Source organism: Flavobacterium sp. TAB 87 (genome assembly GCF_001529295.1).
In the GTDB taxonomy this organism is placed as follows: Bacteria; Bacteroidota; Bacteroidia; order Flavobacteriales; family Flavobacteriaceae; genus Flavobacterium.
On record NZ_LLWK01000038.1, the window covers coordinates 337,746 to 359,894 of the forward strand.

Consider the following 22,149-nt stretch of genomic DNA (forward strand, 5'->3'; position numbering starts at 1 on the left):
AAAAACGATTAATACTAATTAAAAAAAAGTAAAATTATGTCTGTACAATTGTATTCCCACAGTAAACAAGATTTAGAAAAAGTTGTAGAAATAATTCTCAATAAAATACAAAATTTCCAACTTACAAACACGGCCAAAGAAGCTAAACCCGAAGATTTAATTTCCCAAAAAGAAGCTTCAAAGTTTCTAAAAATCTCACTCCCCACAATCATTGCTTGGCGCAACGAAAAAGATTTACCCCATTACAATTATAATGGTAGGTATTACTACTCTCCAACAGAACTTCTAGAATATGGAAGAAGAAACAATCATAAATAAAAAATAGACGTAAAACACTCACCAAAAGCCTTTACGTCTATAAATGTTTAATCGAAGACAATGCAAATTTAAGCAAAGTTTTCCATATCAAAATAGTTTAATGGAAGATAAACAGAAAAAAAACAATGGTTTTGTTTCAAATATATTCGACATAACCGAAAAGTATTTATCTGAAAGATATGAGTTTAGATACAATGAGATAGCCCTCGAAGTTGAGTGCAAGCCCAAAAACAGTAAACAATTCAAGCCTGTAAATGAAAATTCACTGTATATAGAATTACAAAAAAAAGGCATTCGAATTTCGATTACAAACCTATTAGCAATATTAAGAAGTGAATTTGTAGAGAATTTCAATCCTATAAAAAATTATTTTATGAATCTACCTCAATGGGATAAACATCCACACATCCAAAACCTTGCTAATTATGTAACTACATCCGATAACAAGCAATTTGAATATCATTTTCTTAAATGGTGTGTACGATGTGTAAAATGTGTTTTTGAAGATGATTACTTCAACAAGCAAGCCTTAATATTTTCTCATAAAGGACAGTCAAGTGGAAAAAGTACTCTTTGTCGCTTTATGTGTCCACCTGAATTGGCAAATTATATTGCTGAGGATATTTCGAACGATAAAGATGCACGAATTTTGCTCGCAAAAAACTTTTTGGTCAATTTGGACGAGCTTGCCGTTTTATCAAAAAAAGACATTAATCAATTGAAATCTTATTTTTCTAAAACGATAATAAACGAACGCTTGCCTTATGACCGTAAGAACAGTATTCTTCCACGTGTTTGTTCATTCATTGGGAGTACTAATATGGCAACTTTTTTAAATGATGAAACAGGAAGTGTTCGATGGTTATGTTTTGAGCTTACCAAGCCGATAAATTTTGCTTATAAAAAGGAAATTGACATCAATAAGGTTTGGGAACAAGCCTATGCACTCTCAAAAACAGATTTTGATTGTGAATTATCTTTTAAAGATGTGCAAGACAATGAAAAACGAAATTCCAAATACACAACCCTTTCTGCAGAACATGAAATTATAAGTAAGTACTTCAAAATACCCATAGAAGAAATGGACGTACAATTTATGACCTCTAGTGATGTATTGCACTATTTATCAATAAAATACCAAAGACTCAATCATGTTAACATTGGCAAAGCCATGACTGGATTAGGATTTGAAAGAATAAAAGATAGGGAGCGCCAAGTTTATGGATATATGGTTAAAACATTACCATTATTCCCCATTAACTAAATCTCAACAAGAATTGTTGTTTTTATCTTACCTAGTTACCTAAAAGGCTTTAAACCGTTGTAAACAAAGATGTCTATTTAGGTAACTTAATATAATTACTTCTTACCTAAAGTTACCTAGCTTACCTAAAGAAGTAACTGCCTATTAATTAATAGTTTAATAAAACCTTACGTAAGATAGGTAAGATGAAAAAAGAGTACAAATCATATTACCGCCCTTGCTACCGTTGACTTAGGTAACTAGGTAAGATGAAATCAAGAAAAACAGTTTAGAATTAATTGCTATTGAAACAAAAAAAAAGATGAATGCACAAAAAGCAAAGACAATTCCAGTAGAACATGTGTTAAGTAAAATGGGAATATTTCCTCAAAAAGTTAGCGGTTCCGATTTATGGTATTTTAGTCCTTTTTCCACAGAGAAAACACCGTCATTTAAAATCAATCAAAAAATTAATCGGTGGTATTGTCATTCTACTGGTTGCGGAGGAAACACATTAGATTTTGTAATAAAAAAAACAGAATGTAGCATAAGTGAAGCTTTGTCTTATCTTAAAGATTTTAATTTCTCTTTTTCTTTTCAAAAGCAAATATCCGAAATCGGTGAAATAAAAAACGAAAACATTCCGACTATAATTAAAATAATACCTATTCAACATTCAGCATTAATTCAGTATTTAAACCAAAGAGGAATAACAAAATTTAGAAGTGTAAAACAGCTAAAAGAAATTCATTATTCGATTCAAGAGAAAAAATATTTCGCTCTTAGTTTTGAAAATAGTAGTGAAGGATTTGAAGTCCGAAATAAATATGCAAAGCTCTGTTTATTAAAAAAAGACATCACACTAATATCAAATAATTCAAATAAATTAAAGGTTTTCGAGGGCTATTTTGATTACTTGTCTTTTGTAAATATTGAAAATTTAGAAAAAGAAAAAACCGATTATTTGATTTTAAATTCAGTGGCTTTATTGAACAAAAACATATCTATTTTGTCGAATTATACCGCAATTGAATTGTACCTCGATAATGATGAAGCAGGAGACAAATACACTAGTTTAATTCTAAACCAATTTCCAACAGCTCAAGATTGTAGAACAATGTATAAAGGATTTAAAGACCTTAACGAATATCATATAGCGGTAGGTTTGAATGAGGGTTTTATATAAAGTTTAGAAATAGCAAGAGGGATTCACGCAGTAGCGTGAATCTATTATAAAGTACTGATTTTCAAGGTGTGTTTTTGTTCGATTTAATAAGAGTACCACAACTTATACCACAATTGAAAAATGAAGGCAGGAAAACAGTTGATTATTAAATTAAACGTACCACAAAACGTAGGACAATGAGAAAAGATATAAGAATAAGCGTAGAAGCTAAAAATAAATTTGATGAACTAAATACTAAGCAGAAATTCACTACAGCCAGTGAATGTATTATACAAATCTGTAATTTTTTTGAAGAAAATAACCTTTCGCCTAAAGATAAAATTGGAGTAAAAACAGCCAATTCTTTTAATGAACTTGAAAAAATTTTAAAGGTAGAATTGATGCTTTTAAAAGAATTTATAAAGACCGATTCTCAAAGTTTACGCAAGCGACATGGTGCAATTGAAAAAGAATATTTCATACCAATTAACCGAAAAATATCCGAAATAGATTTAAAACTCAGTTCTAAAGAAAAGTCCAAAAAAGAAGAAATTGATGTATATGAAAAACTTAATTTGAAACAAAAGGAAATAGACGAACTGAAAAAAAACCTTCAAGAAACTTCACGGATTTTAAAAAGAATAAGTGAGAATTTATCAATTGAAAATCTACAAGGAAAAAATTATCCAATTATCAATTTAGAAGAATACGAGTTAGAAAATATTGTCAATTACATCGCATTATTATGAAATTAAAAAGAGGGGTTTTGTTTCCCGAAAATCAAAAAGAAGAACCAATTATAATTTCAGAACAAGAAATTAAAAAATCAAAAACAAAATCACTTTCTGTTTTTTTTAGCAATATGTTTTTGGATGTTGACAGACAAAAAATGTGGAAGTATATTGGTTATTTCATTGTAGCACTATTGCTATTTATATTTCTAATTTTAGTAATAAATGATTTTAAAAAGGGACAAGAAGAGCAAGCAAAAGAAAAAGCAACACTAGTACAAGAAGAAATAAACGATTGCTATGGAATGCTTAATGCCCTTAAAACGTTTAAAGCTACACGCAAAAAGAAAGAAATAATAAAAAGTAGAATAATCATTAAACTCGATAGCTTAATAGTTGTTCGAGAAAATTTAAAAGCTGAATAATGCATATTTCATTTACAGCACATCAAGCATCAGGAAGCGCATCCTGTTCTAATTTGATTGAATACTTGGAAAAGGAAAATCAATTACAAGAATCCAACGAAAAATTTTTCAATTCAGAATTCCAATGTAGTAAGGCTAGTACTGGAATTGAAGGAACAAAAGTACTTCGAGACATTGACACGAATCGAGGTTCTCAAAATTTTGAGAGTTCTAATTTTTATATGCTCAATATTTCTCCAAGCGCTAAAGAGTTGGCACACATGGAAAGTTTAGCCATTAATGAACTGGACAAAAGAGGGTTTTATGAAGAATCCAATAGGGAAAACTTATACTATATTGAACAAAAAGAGGAATTAATGAAAATTCAGATGAAACTTTACACCAAAGATTTGATGAATGAATATGCCACTAACTTTGGTAGGGAAATCTATTGCAATGAAGAAAAGCTCCCTAATACCGTTGAGAAAAAAGAATTAAATTCAGAAACGGATCAAATATTTGGAGACTATCTTAAAGAAAAGGGAATTGAAGTTGACACTAAAGAGGAATCAAAATCCAAGCAATGGATTGAAGTAAATAACATTCAGATCATTGAACAGAAAGGAAAATCAGCTTTAATTCAATTGGATTTAGAAGAAAAAGGAAAAGCAACTGTTTTTGTTCCTAAAACCGCTTTGCAACTTCAAGAAAATGGGAATTATAAGCTTCCCGAAAATTTATACAATGCCAAAGTAAACGAAGTGATTGATAAAAATACTTTGAGTACAATAAAAGCTGATTTTAAAGATGTTGCTGAATTGAAAAACAAAGACAAAGTTTTTAATTTCTCGATACAAGACCAAAGATTCAAAGAACCACTTACTTATTCAATTAACGAAAAAGACTTGATCCTAAAAAAAGGCGACTATTTTGTATCCGAACATTTGCTAAAAGAAAAGACAAACACTGCAATACAGAAAGCGATTGATAAGGAATTTGGAAAGGAAAAAGAAAGGATTTATCAGAAGTTAGCACACAAAAAAGGATTTGATTTATCCACTAGACCAATGACAGGCGATGATTTGCTTTGGTATGGAAAAATTGAAAATTCAAGAACCTACAAGGCGAATGATAAATTTGCTGTTCAAAACAAAAATACCATTGATCAAATCAATAAGTTAGAAAAAACTAATGGAGATAAAAAAGAAATTAAAATGCTAAAGGAGAATCTGCATAGAGATAAAGAAACAGGAAAAATCATTGAAGCTGGCGACAAGAAAGGTGGGATTCAAATTCACGCTCACGTAGTCGTTTCACGCCATGACAAAACTATGAAAAACCCAAGAAACAAAATTTCACTTTCGCCACTTGCTAATGCCAAGGAGAGCAGAACACAGCACGGAGAAAAAATAGGTTTTGACAGAACTGCTTTTTTTCAGAAAGGGGAAAAAGTATTCGATACTAAATTTGAGTACGATAGACATAAAGAGCAAACTTTCAATCATTACAACCAAGAGAAAAAAGAGATTAAAGGATTGAAAAACCAAATAACAGGAAAAGCAAAAGGAAAGGCTACGCAGTTCTTAATGAAGCACACGGGGCTTTCGGAAATAAAACAACAAATAAGCCCAGTAGCATCCATAAAAAAGGAGCTCGGTATTGTTGCAAATATCCCTACGAGTTTGCCAAGAGGTGCGATTGATCTAGCTTTTAAAATAGTAAAGGCGATTAACAACGACATTGGCTATTAATCACTAAACTAACTTTTCAAAAAAATAACCTTATAAATTTTAAAACATGCCGAAAATTATATTAATAACACACCAAAAGGGAGGAGTTGGTAAAAGCACTCTTACTTTTAATCTTGTACAAAATTTTGCTACAAATTCTAGAGTTGCCGTATTGGATTTCGATTTACAAGGAAGTTTGAGCCAATTAAAAGAATTGGTTACAGATTTTGAAATTATTCCATATACAGAAAAAGTAGAAAAAATTTTAGAATTAGAATATGATTTTATTTTTATTGATACACCTCCCTATTTATCAAATCATTTACCAAAATTAATTTCTGTAGCAGATTTAATCATTGTGCCAACTAAAGCAGGTATTCTAGACTTGCTAGCTATAAAAAGCACCCTTGCTATTATTGAAGAAGAGCAGAGAACAGAGGATACATTGATTGTTTTTAATATGATAAAGCCAAACACGACTCTAACCCTAGATATTTTGATTGGCTTAGAAGAATACAACGTGAAAATTGCTAAAACACATATTAGTGATTTGGTTGCTTTTACCCGCTCAGTTCTTTTAAAAGGGGTTACAAATGATAAAAATGCTCAAAAACAGATAGACCAACTTACAGAAGAAATTTTGACCAAGCTAATATAAATATAGAAAAATACAGTTCTATAAATCTATAAAAATACAAATCTATAATTATGGAAAAACAAAATATCAATGACCTAATTAATAAGGCGAAATCAAGCAATCAACAAAAAGCAATTCAAAAAATTGTCCCTGTCATTACCAAAGAAATAGAAGAAGTTCAATTTTCTTTTTATTTGGAAAAAGAGCTTCTTAAAAAATTAAAACTGAAAGCTTTGCAAGAAGAGACAAGTATGAAGCAACTGGTAAATGATGCTGTAAAATCATTCCTTGCATAAATTCGACCTAAACCACATGAATTATTTTTAAATAAATATTACACTTTAAAAACTTTGACTAAATTTGGAATCAATATAATCTGTAACAAAATATACTTTTATAAAATAAAAATATAAAGTGTTTAGCTTTTGAATTAGTACTATAAAATCGCCAAAATTAATAGCACGCTAATATCAAAACTAAGACGCCCATGCCTAGCGTGGGCTGTTCTTGTTTGATGTGCGGGTGTTTGGCGATACCTATAGTGACTACAAGAAACAGTTCCACGCTTTTTTGATAAACTTCATGGAAAATACAAACGAAAAAATCGCCAATCTTCGAGTTCAAGTTTCAGAAAAATGTACAGAAAGAGAAAAATCAATTATTGAATTGTATTGGAAGTTTGATAGTTTGGAATTTTTAAGTACTGCTAAAAATATCATGAAAACTTTTGAAATTTCTCAAAATCAGCTCAATGGACTTATCTCCTCATGTGGTTTACTTTTGTTTTCTATTCCTTGTGGGTCTTGTACTAAATCTGATGATATGAAAGTATCTAGCAGATCAGATTTTAAATCAATTTTAAATCAAGCACCTTTTACAACAAGCTCTAATTCAACATATAAGTGCAGCTTTTGCATTAGTAAAGAACAAGAAGAAGCTCATTTGAAAAATGTTCAAGAACAAAAAAAAATAAATCAAAATTTAGAAAAAGGCATTGAAGCTAAAAATTGGCAGCACCTCACCAATTTTCAAAAAGGTATGTTACAAAATTGTTTCAAAATGACTTTTTTGGAATTGAAAAAGCATTATCGTAACATATTAAGTCAAGATAAATGGATGTTATTTATTGAATCATTGGAAGTTCTTGAATCACATAATCTTTTGAGTTTACAAAGAGACTCAAATAAGAAGGAGATCATGAATTATAATTATTTGGATAAACTACCTAGTTTCAAAGATGAGATTTCAATCAAAAAAGAAGCTACTAAAAGCTCATTTGAAATTGATGCTCAAACCAATGAATTAAAATTTAAACTTATTACCAATAAAGATCAAAATTATCCAGATAGTCCAGCGCACTCAGGAACTATTATATTCAATCAGGAAATAGTTATTATGCCTGAAGTTGAGTATGTTTATGGACTATGGAAAAGAGCTAATGGAAATCTATATTTAACGATGATGCCCATAGAGAATTTCGAGCTATTGCCTGCCAATATAAAATTCTCTGAAAAATCGATTAGATTGCAAAATAACATTGCTAGTTATTTGAAGGAAACGAGCAAAAAGATTTAGTGTTTTACTATTTAAAATGTATTTTTATAGAAAAGTAGATTTCTACAATTCTATAAATCTAGTTTTCTAGAAACAATTTAAATTGCAGTTAAAATAACAAAAAGTTATTTCCAAAAAATTCTTTTGAGCCTTTTGAATTAGCTCAAGAACTTTTATGGAATAACTTTAGAACCTGATAAAAGAAAAAGTCATCTTTAATCAATTTTAATCAACCCAAACAAGTCAGTATAGTAACCATTTAACAATAAAATCCTATTTTTACCCAACTTAATAAAATACAAGAATTACAATGCCTACATTAAACTGGATTGGAAAAGAAAAAGTAATCAACCATCATCAAGATGTACCCTATAAAATACTAGAACCACAATACGGTTTTACGGATGGTGTGGAGCAAGCTGAACCTAATAACAGTGGCAACAAAATAATACATGGTGACAATCTTGAAGCCTTAAAAAGCTTATTGCCCGAATATGAAGGCAAAATCAAATGTATTTATATAGACCCACCTTATAACACCGGAAACGAAAGTTGGGTATATAACGACAACGTAAACCATCCGAAAATTAAAAAATGGTTGGGCGAAGTGGTGGGTAAAGATGGCGAAGATTTAACCCGACACGATAAGTGGTTGTGTATGATGTACCCAAGACTAAAATTATTACATAAATTATTGGCAGATGATGGTGCTATTTTCATCAGTATTGATGATAACGAACAGGCTAATTTGAAATTAATCTGTGATGAGATTTTTGGCAATAGAAATTTTGTAACGAATATTATTTGGGAAAAAAATTATTCTCCAAGAAATGATGCTAAATACTTTTCCGCATCACATGATTTCGTAATTGTTTTTGCTAAATCGAAAAACAAATGGCGATTAAATCTTGCTCCTCGCACCGAAAAACAAAATAAATTTTACAAATATAATGATAAAGATGGTCGTGGACTTTGGAGACCTGATAACGTATTAGTAAAGTCTTTCTCCCAATCAGGGGTTTTTGGCATTAAAAACCCAAATAATGGCAAAATACATTTTCCTCCTCAAGGGAATTGTTATCGTTTCAACGAGGAAAAGTCTAAATTAATGTTAGCTGAAAATAAATTTTATTTTGGAAAAGATGGCAATGGAAAACCTCAGTTAAAAAGATATTTATCAGAAGTAAATGACGGTGTAGTTCCACAGACTATTTGGAAATATGATGAAGTATCACATAACCAAGAAGGCAAAAAAGAATTGAACAATATCATAGAGGGTAATGTCTTCGACAGTCCTAAACCATATCAATTGATTAATCGAGTTTTAGAATTATCTACAGATAAACAATCCATAATCCTCGACAGCTTCGCAGGTTCGGGGACAACAGCTCATGCCGTCTTAAACTTAAACAAGCAAGATGGAGGAAACAGAAAGTTCATTACGATAGAAATGGAGGATTATGCTGATACCATTACTGCCGAGCGAGTCAAAAGAGTAATCAAAGGCTACGGAATCCCCCCGACCCCCGAAGGGGGAGCAAAATCCAACAAATGGACAGAAGGCACAGGTGGTAGTTTTGATTATTATGAATTGGGTGAACCGTTATTTCTCGAAGAAGATGTACTAAACGAAGCCGTAGGAATTGAAAATATCCTGAAATACATTTGGTATTCTGAAACCAGAACAGCATTTACAAACATTGAAAACCTAGAACAAGACAACTATCGCATTGGCACAAAAGACCAAACCGATTATTATTTTTATTACACAAAACAAGCCGTAACCACAGTAGATTATGACTTTATGGCTAAAATAAAACACAAAGCCAGTCAATATATCATTTATGCTGATAATTGCTTATTAGAAAAAGATTTTATGCTAAAGCATCATATTATCTTCAAGAAAATACCAAGAGATATAACAAGGTTTTAAAATGGTTAAATTCGACCACTTTAGAATTCAAAAATAATATAATATGACATCAAAAACATTCAATATTTATTGCGATGAAAGTTGCCATCTAGAAAATGACCATAAAGATTTTATGCTTTTAGGTTATGTTAGCTCGGCATACAATCAAGTGAAGCGTCATACTGAAAGAATTAATGACTTAAAGAAGAAGCATAATTTTTATGGCGAAATAAAATGGTCAAATGTTTCCACTTCACAATTTCAATTTTATAAAGAATTGGTAGATTATTTCTTTGATACTGATCTACGTTTTAGAACTGTTGTTGTAAGCAAAAAGAAGATAAACAACGGAGCTTTCAATCAGGACTATGACACTTTTTATTACAAGATGTATTACTACCTCTTGAACCATAACATTAAAAGTAATTTTACTTACAATGTTTACATCGACATAAAAGATAGTCTAAGTGCGTACAAAGTTGAAAAACTAAAAGGAATATTAAACACTAAATACGGTGTTTTCAGGAACATACAAAATATCAGGTCACATGAAAGCGCAATGTTACAATTAGCAGACTTCCTCATGGGTGCATTATCATACAATTTGAACGACGCAAACAAAAAAGTAATAGCAAAAAGGCAAATTATTGACCGAATAAAGCATCATACAACTCAAAATTTAGATGCTACATCGTATAGCAATTCGTTTAATATGTTTTTCATTGAATTAAAATAATATGCCTTTTAACTTAATTAAAAAATACAACCAGTTATTAGAACTCAACTCTTATACTGAAAAACAGAGAGCAGTTTGTTTAAGGCAAATCTATGACCGAGACATCGTTCCCGATAAAAAAATAATTTTCAGAACAAAACCACTAAATCCTACCCCTCACGAAAACAAAATTGACTTAGATAGACACTTTTATCATTTAACAACAAAAACTGTCGACGAGAAAACAAAGCAGAGAGAGTACGATAAAGACCGATGCGAACGCTTACATTGGGTAAAATTTCACATTGAAGAAAAGAAAAAAGAGGATGTTTTAGTGTTTTCAGTAAAAGAACCACAAGGAATTAGAACCTACATTTATGATAGTGTAGAAAAATTTGTTGTCGTACTAGAACCACTTAGAAAAGTAGAGGAATACTATCTACTAACTGCATATTTAATTCAAGGAAGAGACAATGCAAGAGATAAATTTATGAAGAAATACAAAAGAAAACTAGATGTAGTATATTGATAAAAAGCAAAAAACGCAGAGCATCTAGGCTTGCGTTTCTCGATTTCCTTCATCCAAACGGAATGATGAACTCGGTGCAAATATATAAAATAGTAATACATAAATGTATTAAAAGTATATTAAAAGTGTACTAACAGTGAATTAAAAGTGTACTAAATCATTATTAATCGTTACCAGTTAATTTTTTAAAGGCAATATGGAGCTAAAATCCTACCAACAACAAGTGATTACAGATTTAGATCTTTTTTTAGAATATCTCCAAAAACACGACACACCTACCCTTGCCTTCAAACAGTATTGGGAAGACAAAGTTGGCGCATATGAATTAAAATTAGACGGCAATTATAGCGGAATGACACCCTATAAAGACAATATCAAAAACACGCCTCACATTGCCATAAAAGTACCTACCGCGGGAGGAAAAACCTTTATTGCTTGCAATGCAATTCATTCCATTTTTAGCAGTTATGAAAGTAGCCGACCAAAGGCAATTGTGTGGCTTGTGCCCTGGAGTAATCTTTTACAGCAAACTGCTTCAAATTTATCAGATGCATCGCATCCGTATCGTCAAAAACTAAATACCCTATTTAATCATAGTGTAGAAGTATATGAAAAAGAAAGTTTGCTGCAAGGCGCAAATTTTAATCCCACTTCTGTTTCAGAACAATTAAATATTTCTGTTTTTAATTTTAGCAGTTTACGAATTAATTCTAAGAAAAAAGATGACCGTAAAATTTACCAACAAAATGGTGCTTTGGAATCTTTTAGAGATAGCATTGTAGCGCAAGATTTAGTATTGCCCGATACAGATGAAACTGCTTTAATTAATATTATTAGAAGTTTGAACCCTTTAGTTATTGTAGATGAAAGTCACAATGCCGAAAGTGATTTAAGTATTGAAATGCTGCAAAATCTAAATCCTTCTTTTATTTTAGATTTAACCGCAACGCCAAAGAAAAACAGCAACATCGTTAGTTACGTCAATGCAATCGAGTTGAAAAAGGAACACATGGTAAAACTACCAGTAATTGTATACAACCACAGTCGAAAAGAAGAAGTAATCAATAGTGCTTTACACTTACAAAGACAATTAGAACAATTAGCGATTCAAGAAAGCTTGGACGGAGGTAAAAAGATAAGACCTATTATTTTATTTCAAGCACAATCTAATATAAAAGGAAGCGACAATACCACATATATTAAGATTAAAGAAAAACTAATCGAATTAAAAATTCCCGAAGAACAAATCAAAATCAAAGTGAGTGGTTTAGACGAGTTAAAAGGAATTGATTTAATGGACGAGAAATGCCCTGTTCGATACATTATAACCGTCAATGCTTTAAAAGAAGGCTGGGATTGTCCATTTGCTTATATCCTTGCTTCACTTGCTGACAAATCATCAGCAGTTGAAGTAGAACAAATTTTAGGTCGAGTATTGCGCCAACCTTACGTAATTAAACACAAAGAACCATTATTAAATCTTTCATTCGTTTTAACAGCATCAGCGAAATTCAATGAAACTTTAGACAACATTGTAAAAGGGTTACAGGACGCAGGTTTTAGTAACAAAGACTACTATGCGGAGGAAATCATAAGCGAAGAAGTAACTACTGTTCTTACAGATAAAGAGGTTCTAAGCAATGAATTGTTTGGTTCTACGGAAAACAGTACTATTCCTTCTTTTACCGATGCTGACATTACAAATATCAATGTAGGTGCCATTAATTTTGACCCTACAGAAAAAACAATATCATCTACTACCAATACAGCCATAAATCTAATAACTCAAAAAGCAATTGAGGAAGGCAAAGCTTTTGAAACAAGATTGACTACAGAGGATGGAGACAATACGGAATACCTTTTAAGAGAAATGGGAAAAGAACCAAAAAGATATAAAATAGTAGAACATTTTAATCAAGTAGCAGAAACAATATCGCTACCTCAATTTTATAAAAAATTAGAGGAAAGTGTATTAAATCAAGAATTAGTTTTTGAAGAACTGAGCCAAGGAGAAGTATTCCTAAACAGAGACCAATTACTGAGCACCTTCAAGTTATCTTCTAAAAACATTGAAATAGATTTCAATAGCGTTACTGCTGATGTAGTAAAAGTTGATTATGATGAAAAACGAAAAGATACTATAATTTCAAAATTCAGTATTCAGGCAAAAAAAATGCTGACTGATACTATCCTTGCAAAGCCTAAGGAAAAACAAGTTAAAGACATAACGAGTATTATGGTGGGTAAAATTGGTAATATGACACCCATTGCAGAACAAGAAATAAAAAAATATATCGAACGTATTTTTAGTGAATTTTCTACTGAAGAAATTATTGATGCCGTAAACAACGAATACAATTACCTCTATAAAATAAAAGCTAAAATAATTGAATTAGCGAATCAGCATGCTAAAGAAGAATTCAAAAAATTATTGGACACCAATAAAATTATAGTGAAGCCAAGTTTCAAATTCAAGAACACTTTAGTTCATAGCAAAGAAGGAGCTATGATTAATAAGTCTCTCTATGAACGTGAGGGAGACATGAATAATTTTGAACAAAGTTTAATAATGGATGTTGCATCATTAGACAATATCTTGTTTTGGCACAGAAACTCAGAAAGCAAGGAAAAAGGGTTTTATTTAAACGGATTTAATAATAATCATTATCCTGATTTCATACTTTACACTCAAAAAGGAAACATAGTATTGGTTGAAACTAAAGGTGATTTTCTCGATAACGATGATAGTAGAGCAAAAAACATTTTAGGGAAAAAGTGGGCTGAGAAATCAGGCGACAACTATAAATACTTTATGGTATTTGAGAATAAAAACGTTGAGGGGTGTTATACGGCTAAAAACTTTTTGGAGATTATTGGGGCTTTGTAAACAGTTGCCAACAGAAGGCATCAAGACAAATTTAAACAAAAAGCTTATTAAAAATAATCGTGTTGTTTTTTTAATAAAAAACGAAAAACAAAAACAGAATTTAGAGGCATATTAAAGGTTTGGATAAAAAATCAAGAATTTAATAAGATCTTAAAATTATTTAGTTTCTTGAAACTTTTGTGTGTTAATTTACAAAGGTGCAAATGAGAAATAATTGAAAAACCATATATCAATATGAGTAGACTTCAAACCATAGAGAACGGACTGTCAGCAATAAATGAAACAGTATTTCAAGAATTATGCGATAGTTTTCTTATTTTGAAAAATAATAATTACAGAGCCTTTTCTAGAACAGGAAGTCAAAGTGGAAAGCAAAAAACGATAAAAGGAACTCCTGATACTTTTTTACTTCTTCCAAACGGGAAATATATTTTTGTTGAATATTCTACGAACATATCCGCAGGATTATCAAAGTTAAAAGACGATATAAATAAATGCATTGATTCCAATAAAACTGGAATTTCTGTCAATCAAATAGATGAAATAATTCTATGTATCAATTTTAATCTGAAAACAGAAGAAATCCAATCATTAGAGAACCTTCTTTCCAATAAAACAATAAGCCTTACGGTTTATATGCTTGATTCTTTAGCTCTCGAACTCAATCTAAATCACCGAAATTTAACATCTCAGTACTTAGGACTTCCGTTAGATACTGGGCAAATTGTTTCCATCGAAAGATTTATTGAGGAATATGATAAAGTATCAAAGGGAATTGCAACAAGTTTAAACAATACATTTTTACATCGAGAAAAGGAATTAAAACAATTTAATGACGTAATTCTTCATAGTGACTTTATTATTTTAACGGGATCACCAGGAGTAGGAAAAACCAAATTAGCACTTGAAGGAATTAAAAATTTTCTTTCTATAAATTTATCATTTGGAGCCTATTGTATTTCTTATAAAAATCACGAATTACTAGATGATTTGTATCAATACTTTAATCTAGAAAGGGATTATATACTTTTTGTTGATGATGCAAATAGAATAGATGCTTTTAGTCAAATTATAGGATTTTACAAATCATCAAGAAAAGGAAATCTTAAAATAATAATGACGGTTAGGGATTACGCTTTCGAGAATCTACGGCTTCTTTGTCAAGAATTTCAACCAAAACCTATAGACATAGTAAAATTCTCGGACGAACAAATCACAGATATTATCAAAGAAAAACCATTTGAGATTCTTAATCCAAATTATCACAAAGAAATTGTTCGCATTGCTGATGGTAATCCTCGAATTGCCATTATGACTTCTTTACTTGCAAAAGAAAAACAGGATATTTATGCTTTGCACGACGTTTCGGATTTATTTGAAAATTATTTTTCTACTTTCGTTAAAGATGACGGAGAGTTCACAAACGATTTGAACATTAAATGTCTTGGATTAATTGCCTTCTTTCACGCTATCCCTTATAAAAATAAAGAGATTACAACTTCTATCCTTAATAATTTCGGAATTCAATACTACACATTTATTGATGCCATAGATAAACTTGATAAATTGGAATTAGTAGAAATCCAATTTGAACACGTTAAAATTCCAGAGCAAAACCTTTCAACTTACTTCTTCTATAAAACATTTATAAAAGAGGATTTACTTTCTTTTGAAACACTATTGAAATACTATTTTGACAGTAATAGTTACTGTTTCAAAGATTCTGTAATTCCTGCCAATAATACATTTGGTTATAAAAATGTTATGCAAAAATTACAACCTCATTTGAAAAATCATTGGGCACTAATAAAGTCTGATCAAAATCGTGGTTTTAAATTTTTATCAATGTTTTGGTTTTACCTGCGAAACGAAAGCTTGGAATTTATCTATACGATCATTGAACCATTGCCCTCTATTGGTATTGCAAAAAAATATGAGGTAACTTATAAAAACAATGCGTTTGCATATAATAAAAATGAATTTATCGAATTACTCGGTGAGTTTTTTAGAAGTTCAGATAACTTAAAAGACTTTTTAGAGATAGCATTTGAATACACATTGAAGAAACCAGAACATCTACCAGAATTAATTCATAAAATAAAAGAAAGATTAGTTTTTGATGTAGAAGATGAAAGATACGGATTTTCGAGACAAAGCATCTTGTTCAAAACTTTAATAGATGGTTTAAACAAAGACATTCCTATTTATTTCATTTCTTTCTATGAATTATCAAAAATATTTTTGGGATATAAGTTTCATCATACAAAAGGAGCTAGAAATAATTCTATTTCTTTCTATGACTATCCAATTCCAAATATTCAAGTGATACAGGGTTTCAGAACAGACATATGGAACGCTTTAAAAAATAATTTTGAAAAATACCCATTTCAATCATTAGAGGTATTACAACATTATTCTGGTGTACGCATAGATTCTTCAAAAGAGCTAATGGAATTTGATGTTGATTATTTAATTAATATTATAGAAACTCATCTAAGTCCAACTTCATTTGAACATTGTAAATATATTCAAGACCAAATAAGAGAGTACAAACGTAATTCAATTTCGCATTCTTCTTTTCCTTCATTAATTACAAGGTTTACAAATCCAACGTACGACACGTTTCTAAAATTTGATATGAATATATTTAGAGACAAAACGCTTAATAAGCAATTGAACTTTAGAGAGCAGGAAAAATTAAGAGAGACGCAAATACGCAGTTACTTTCTCTTTCATAACGTAACAGAGATAAATATTTTTTATAAAACTTTTAAATATCTAAAAAGAGTTGCTAAACGCGAATATAATTACGATGTAACTTTAGATTATATAATTGATGAAAATTGCAATAAAAATTTCGATTTAGGTTGTCAATTCATAAATATCATAATTGAAAATAACAATTGCACAAATTATTCACCTAGACTTGTGTTCATAAATAATTTAAAAACAATTGAAAAAGCAGAAAGTTTTTGGAAAATTTTGCAAAAACAAGGATTTAATCAAAAAGGAAATTGGGAACTATTATTCTATTATTTCTTAGAAATCTCTTTAATCGACAATAATTACTTAAAAGCATTAATAAATACAATAAGTAATCTGAAAGACTCACAAACAATTTACTTTGATGATTTAAAAAAATTTTTAATTATAGAGCCCCATTTGTTTGAAATACTATTAAAAATTATCACAATCAAAAACGAGAAAGAAGGAACACGTTTACAAATTTGGAGTGAAATTTTTAGTTCATCATTAAAATTATTAGGAAATGATTACCGATTGATTAAGAAAGCTTATTTACAACAAGATAAAATTGATAAATCTTTTGATTATGAAAAAAAAGGTTTTCTGAATATTTTACATAGTGATCCTTTATTCCTTTTAGAATATGTAAATGATTTGTATTCTGTAAAAGACAATTACAATTCAGTAGAAGAACATCAAGAACTAGAAATTGTTTGGCAAATAGAAAATATTGAAAATGTATTAAAAGATGTTTTTGATTTAGTCATTGAAAACGAATTATATAGCGGTATTTCAGAACATTTTTGCAATTCGTTTTTCAATAATATTCAAGAAGAAGATAAACAAAGAGCAAAAAATTTCATTTTAAACTATTGCAAAGAAAACCATTTTAATACTAGTAAAATGAATGCTATTGTTGATATAGCAAGAAATTCAATGAAAGATATATTTGATGAAATTATATTACTTTTTTTGTCATTAACTCAAGATCAGAATGTTTTTTCAGCAATTCATTGGAGAGGAAATGGAGGTATTTATTCAGGTGATATCATAATCAGTGATATTGAAATGGCAGAATGGAAAAATATTCTTTCAATTGTAGAAAAATCCGAAATCGGAATAAAACTCATTCCAATCAAAAAAGTGATTTCTGACAAAATTGAATATTGCAGAGAAAAAGGTAACTGGGAAAGAAAAAGACGTTTTTTAGAGCGATCCTAAAAACTTAAGTTAAAAATAAAAACTTAATACATTTTATTCAAAGCAAAACCTATAACTCGTTATTATATTTCGATTTAAAAATTTAACCACCCTTTTAGCCACCCTTAAAAAGCAAAAAGCCTCTTAATCAAACGATTAAGAGGCTTTTAAGTACCCGGAGCCGGAGTCGAACCGGCACGGTTTCCCACAGGTGTTTGAGACCAGCGCGTCTACCAATTCCGCCATCCGGGCTTAGCAGACAGAGATAAAAACAATTATCTCAACGCAATAAAATTATTATTCTGATCGAAATCAACAATAATTCCTTTAACACGGTGCAAATGTAAATAATAATTTTAAATCTCCCACTAAAAATACTTAATTTTTTTCTTTCAGTCTCCGATAAATTTTATAAATTTGCACCTCGTTAAAACAACACACACTAAGTCACTACTAAACAACAAATTATAATGTCACACCTAGAGCCAGAAGCAAAAATATTTGCATGTTCACAAAGTGTTTATTTAGCCGAGAAAATTGCCGAACAATATGGTATTCCGTTAGGTAAAGTAACGATGTCTACGTACAGCGATGGTGAATTTCAACCGTCTTACGAAGAGTCTATCAGAGGGTTACGTGTGTTTATTGTTTGTTCTACATTTCCAACCGCAGACAATTTAATGGAATTGTTATTGATGATTGATGCCGCAAAACGCGCATCTGCAAGACATATTACAGCAGTTATGCCTTACTTTGGTTGGGCTAGACAAGATCGTAAAGACAAACCAAGAGTTCCGATTGGAGCAAAATTAGTAGCTAATTTATTAGATGCTGCTGGAGCAACAAGAGTAATGACAATGGATTTACATGCCGATCAAATACAAGGTTTCTTTGAAAAACCAGTAGATCATCTTTTTGCCTCTACTATTTTCTTACCTTACGTAGAAAGTTTAAAATTAGAAAATTTAACGATTGCTTCGCCAGATATGGGCGGTTCAAAAAGAGCTTACGCCTATTCAAAGTTCTTGCAATCAGATGTGGTTATTTGTTACAAACAACGCAAGCAAGCCAACGTTATCGACACCATGGAACTAATTGGTGACGTAAAAGGACGCAATGTTATATTGGTAGACGACATGATCGATACTGGTGGCACATTAGCTAAAGCAGCCGATTTAATGATGGAAAAAGGAGCATTAAGTGTTCGTGCTATTTGTACACATGCAATTCTATCTGGCGATGCTTACGAAAAAATAGAAAAATCAAAATTATTAGAATTAATAGTGACCGATTCAATTCCGTTGAAGAAAGAATCGAAGAAAATCAGAGTGTTAAGTTGCGCGTCACTTTTTGCAGAAGTAATGCACATGGTACACCACAACAATTCCATCAGTGGAAAATTCATCATGTAAATAAAAACCTTTTCCTATTAGCTTTACGCTAGTAGTAAATGACTTATCTACCAAGTGCCAAAAGCCAATTGCTGCAAGCACCCAACAAGTATATTATTAATAACTATATATTTTTACAATGAAATCGATTACAATTAAAGGATCAGAAAGAGAAAGCGTGGGCAAAGTAGCTACTAAAGCCTTACGTAATGCTGGAGAGGTTCCTTGCGTATTATACGGAGGAGATCAACCAGTACATTTTTCAGCAATAGTTGCTGCATTCAAAAACTTGGTTTACACTCCAAACGCTCACACAGTTGTGATTGAACTTGGAAAAGGAAAATCTTTCAATGCAATTTTGCAAGATATTCAGGTGCACCCAGTATCAGACAAAATTTTACATATTGACTTCTTTCAATTATTTGATGATAAAGAAATCACTATGGAAGTTCCAGTAAAAGTTGTAGGTACATCAAAAGGTGTTCTTGCAGGTGGAGTTTTACGTTTAAACAACCGTAAATTAAAGGTTAAAGCATTACCAGCAAACCTTCCAGATTTTATTGAGGCTGATATTACACCTCTTGAAATGGGTAACAAATTATACGTTACTACAGTTTCAAAACCAGAGTACAAAATTATGCACCCAGAGAACACAGTTGTTGCTCAAGTAAGAATTTCTCGTGCTGCAATGAAAGCTGCTCAAGAAGCTGCAAAAGCTGCAAAAGGAGCTCCTGCAAAAGGAAAGAAAAAATAATATTTTTTCACCACTTATATCAAACGCCAGTTTTACGACTGGCGTTTTTTTGTACTTACATTTTTGGGGAGCAGTTGGTTTACATCTTTAATCGCCTTATCTCCTGCCATACACTGTATCTTTTGCCCCAAAAAGAATTGGGACAAAAGGATGTCGCTGCTGTCAGGGCTAAATCTCCATTATATTTCTTACAGCTAATACAGTAAAAAAAAGTAGCGTGTAGGTTATCCTACCATTGATCAAAATCTACATTATTATCATTCCGACAAAAAAGGAATCTACCAAATTACCTTTCACTCCTAGCAGATTTTTGAAACCTGTTAGATCTTCTCCAAAAAATTAATAGATAAAACAGCTCACTTTTAATTTGGACCACAAATTATCAGCCTTTCTAATTGCCTACTTCTGTAATTGCACTATTTTTGCAACTATGATACAATGGATCAAAAATTGGTTTGCATCAACAGCAAAAGCAGACAACACAGATAATATGAAGAAATTTTTAATCGTCGGTCTCGGAAATATTGGCGCCGAATATGTTAATACACGCCACAACATCGGTTTTAAAGTGGTTGATTTTTTAGCTCGAAAAGAAGGAATCGATTTTAAAACCGTAAAATTAGGAAGCCTAGCCGAATACAAATTTAAAGGAAGAACATTTTTCCTGTTGAAACCGAATACCTACATGAACTTAAGCGGTAAAGCTGTTCAGTATTGGATGGAAAAGGAAAACATTTCATTAGAAAACATTTTAGTTATTACTGATGATCTCAATCTATCTTTTGGTACCATTCGCATTAAACCCAAAGGAAGCGACGGCGGACACAATGGATTGAAAAATATAAATCTGGTTTTGAACACACAAAACTACACCCGTTTTCGATTCGGAATAAGTGATGAATTTAAGAAAGGAAAGCAAATCGATTACGTGTTAGGTGATTGGGACGAAACTGAAAAAGAAAAATTACCGGAACGTTTAGAAACGGCCTCCGAAATCATAAAATCTTTCGGTACCGCTGGTCTAGAAAACACGATGACAGCCTTTAACGGAAAATAAATTCGGCTCTGTAAAGCACTAAAAATGAAGCTATTTACCTAATTTTAATTTAATTATAACAAATTAGCCCTTTCAATTCTCAACTAAAATGACTAAATTTGAGAGGAAAATAGTATAGTATAAATTAAATAAAAAAAGATATCATGGCTTTTGAATTACCACAATTACCTTATGCATACGATGCATTAGAACCAAATATTGATGCTAAAACTATGGAAATTCACCATACAAAACATCATAACGCTTACACTACCAACCTAAATGCTGCTATTGCAGGTACTGATTTAGAAGGTAAAACGATCGAAAATATCTTAATCAATTTAGATAAAAAAAATGCTGCTGTACGTAATAACGGTGGTGGTTTCTACAATCATAATTTGTTTTGGTCTGTAATGTCTCCAGACGGTGGTGGATTACCAACAGGTGATTTAGCTGCTGCTATCGATGCCTCTTTTGGAAGTTTTGAGGAGTTTAAAGCAAAATTTGCTAAGGCTGGCGCAACACAATTCGGTTCAGGATGGGCGTGGTTGTGCGTTCAAAAAGGTGGAAAATTAGACGTTTGTGGAACACCAAACCAAGACAATCCATTAATGCCAGAAGTAGGATGCGAGGGAACTCCAATTTTAGGAATGGATGTTTGGGAGCATGCGTATTACTTACATTACCAAAATAGAAGACCAGATTATATTGAAGCTTTTTTCAATGTAATTAACTGGACCGAAGTTTCAAGAAGATTTGCTTCAGAAAAATAAGCGAAAAATCAATATACAAAAAAACCCGATGCGTTCTGATAAAGAATGCATCGGGTTTCTTATTTTCAAAAACTTTAGTAAATAAAAAAGGTGGATTGCTCCACCTTTTTTGCCCCAAATCTACCATAACTCAACCTACTATCGTTAATGGTTATTCAAATATAGCAGCACATTTCTAATTAATAAAATCTTTTAGACTAAAGGTAAAAATATCTGTTAAAGTGTTACTAATCAATATTTTACTACTAATAAACAAAAAAGGGTAGAATTGCTTCTACCCTTTTTGCCCCAAATCTACTATAAATTTAACCTACTAATATTATAGTGTCGCAAATATATAGTTAGACCAATGATCTAAAAAATAAAATAGTTATACGACTAAAAAAATCGATAAAGCGCAACATCTTCTATCGTGCATCACATAA

At 31.0% G+C, this 22,149-nt stretch carries 18 protein-coding genes and 1 tRNA gene; 18 read left to right on the forward strand and 1 reads right to left on the reverse strand.

The genetic code is table 11. The annotated features are described in order from the left end of the window. Positions 1–36 precede the first annotated feature (36 nt). The 14 genes from AP058_RS16715 to AP058_RS13655 all read left to right on the forward strand — a co-directional run bounded on the left by AP058_RS16715 (position 37) and on the right by AP058_RS13655 (position 17,791). Positions 37–318, forward strand: a complete 282-nt coding sequence (locus AP058_RS16715; RefSeq protein WP_082706665.1) for a helix-turn-helix domain-containing protein — start codon at positions 37–39, stop codon at positions 316–318. Between the two features lie 100 nt (positions 319–418). Beyond that, a complete protein-coding gene (locus AP058_RS13595; protein ID WP_066311979.1) occupies positions 419–1,582 on the forward strand; it encodes a VapE domain-containing protein in 1,164 nt (387 codons plus the stop codon). A 301-nt stretch (positions 1,583–1,883) separates the two neighbouring features. Then, positions 1,884–2,747, forward strand: coding sequence for a toprim domain-containing protein (locus AP058_RS13600; protein WP_066311980.1), 864 nt, complete (start codon positions 1,884–1,886; stop codon positions 2,745–2,747). 176 nt (positions 2,748–2,923) lie between these two features. Beyond that, positions 2,924–3,475, forward strand: a complete 552-nt coding sequence (locus AP058_RS13605) for a BfmA/BtgA family mobilization protein (RefSeq protein WP_066311981.1) — start codon at positions 2,924–2,926, stop codon at positions 3,473–3,475. Beyond that, the gene (locus tag AP058_RS13610) at positions 3,472–3,882 is read left to right on the forward strand and encodes a hypothetical protein (RefSeq protein ID WP_066311983.1); all 411 of its coding nucleotides are present in this window, start codon (positions 3,472–3,474) and stop codon (positions 3,880–3,882) included. The genes AP058_RS13605 and AP058_RS13610 overlap by 4 nt, the downstream gene beginning before the upstream one ends. Then, positions 3,882–5,612 carry a DUF5712 family protein gene (locus AP058_RS13615; protein WP_066311985.1) on the forward strand — a complete coding sequence of 577 codons (1,731 nt, stop codon included), beginning with the start codon at positions 3,882–3,884 and terminating at the stop codon, positions 5,610–5,612. The genes AP058_RS13610 and AP058_RS13615 overlap by 1 nt, the downstream gene beginning before the upstream one ends. A 46-nt stretch (positions 5,613–5,658) precedes the next feature. Next, entirely contained in the window at positions 5,659–6,249 is a 591-nt protein-coding gene (locus tag AP058_RS13620; protein ID WP_066311988.1) for a ParA family protein, read from the forward strand. Positions 6,250–6,299: 50 nt separating this feature from the next. Next, a complete protein-coding gene (locus tag AP058_RS13625) occupies positions 6,300–6,524 on the forward strand; it encodes a hypothetical protein (protein WP_066311990.1) in 225 nt (74 codons plus the stop codon). Between the two features lie 286 nt (positions 6,525–6,810). After that, positions 6,811–7,803 (forward strand): hypothetical protein, encoded by a 993-nt coding sequence (locus AP058_RS13630; RefSeq protein WP_066311992.1) that lies wholly within the window; start codon positions 6,811–6,813, stop codon positions 7,801–7,803. A 289-nt stretch (positions 7,804–8,092) separates the two neighbouring features. Beyond that, positions 8,093–9,715 carry a site-specific DNA-methyltransferase gene (locus tag AP058_RS13635; protein ID WP_066311994.1) on the forward strand — a complete coding sequence of 541 codons (1,623 nt, stop codon included), beginning with the start codon at positions 8,093–8,095 and terminating at the stop codon, positions 9,713–9,715. Positions 9,716–9,758: 43 nt separating this feature from the next. After that, on the forward strand, positions 9,759–10,430 hold the full coding sequence (locus AP058_RS13640; protein WP_066312000.1) for a DUF3800 domain-containing protein: 672 nt from the start codon (positions 9,759–9,761) through the stop codon (positions 10,428–10,430). Between the two features lies 1 nt (position 10,431). Continuing rightward, positions 10,432–10,938: a hypothetical protein gene (locus AP058_RS13645; protein WP_066312001.1), complete on the forward strand. Its 507-nt coding sequence runs from the start codon at positions 10,432–10,434 to the stop codon at positions 10,936–10,938. Positions 10,939–11,134: 196 nt separating this feature from the next. Continuing rightward, positions 11,135–13,825, forward strand: coding sequence for a DEAD/DEAH box helicase (locus AP058_RS13650; protein WP_066312004.1), 2,691 nt, complete (start codon positions 11,135–11,137; stop codon positions 13,823–13,825). 318 nt (positions 13,826–14,143) lie between these two features. Next, entirely contained in the window at positions 14,144–17,791 is a 3,648-nt protein-coding gene (locus AP058_RS13655) for a hypothetical protein (protein ID WP_197413409.1), read from the forward strand. 151 nt (positions 17,792–17,942) lie between these two features. On the opposite strand, the gene AP058_RS13660 is transcribed toward AP058_RS13655, so the two are convergent. Further along, positions 17,943–18,022 (reverse strand) — tRNA-Leu (locus AP058_RS13660). A 218-nt stretch (positions 18,023–18,240) separates the two neighbouring features. Between AP058_RS13660 and AP058_RS13665 the strand changes: the two genes are divergently transcribed. From AP058_RS13665 to AP058_RS13680, 4 genes are all read left to right on the forward strand, one after another. Next, positions 18,241–19,182, forward strand: a complete 942-nt coding sequence (locus AP058_RS13665; RefSeq protein WP_066312008.1) for a ribose-phosphate pyrophosphokinase — start codon at positions 18,241–18,243, stop codon at positions 19,180–19,182. A 118-nt stretch (positions 19,183–19,300) separates the two neighbouring features. Next, entirely contained in the window at positions 19,301–19,915 is a 615-nt protein-coding gene (locus AP058_RS13670) for a 50S ribosomal protein L25/general stress protein Ctc (RefSeq protein ID WP_066312014.1), read from the forward strand. 430 nt (positions 19,916–20,345) lie between these two features. Then, positions 20,346–20,972, forward strand: coding sequence for an aminoacyl-tRNA hydrolase (gene pth / locus AP058_RS13675; RefSeq protein ID WP_066312017.1), 627 nt, complete (start codon positions 20,346–20,348; stop codon positions 20,970–20,972). A 143-nt stretch (positions 20,973–21,115) separates the two neighbouring features. After that, on the forward strand, positions 21,116–21,724 hold the full coding sequence (locus tag AP058_RS13680) for a superoxide dismutase (protein ID WP_066312019.1): 609 nt from the start codon (positions 21,116–21,118) through the stop codon (positions 21,722–21,724). The last annotated feature ends 425 nt before the right edge of the window (positions 21,725–22,149 follow it).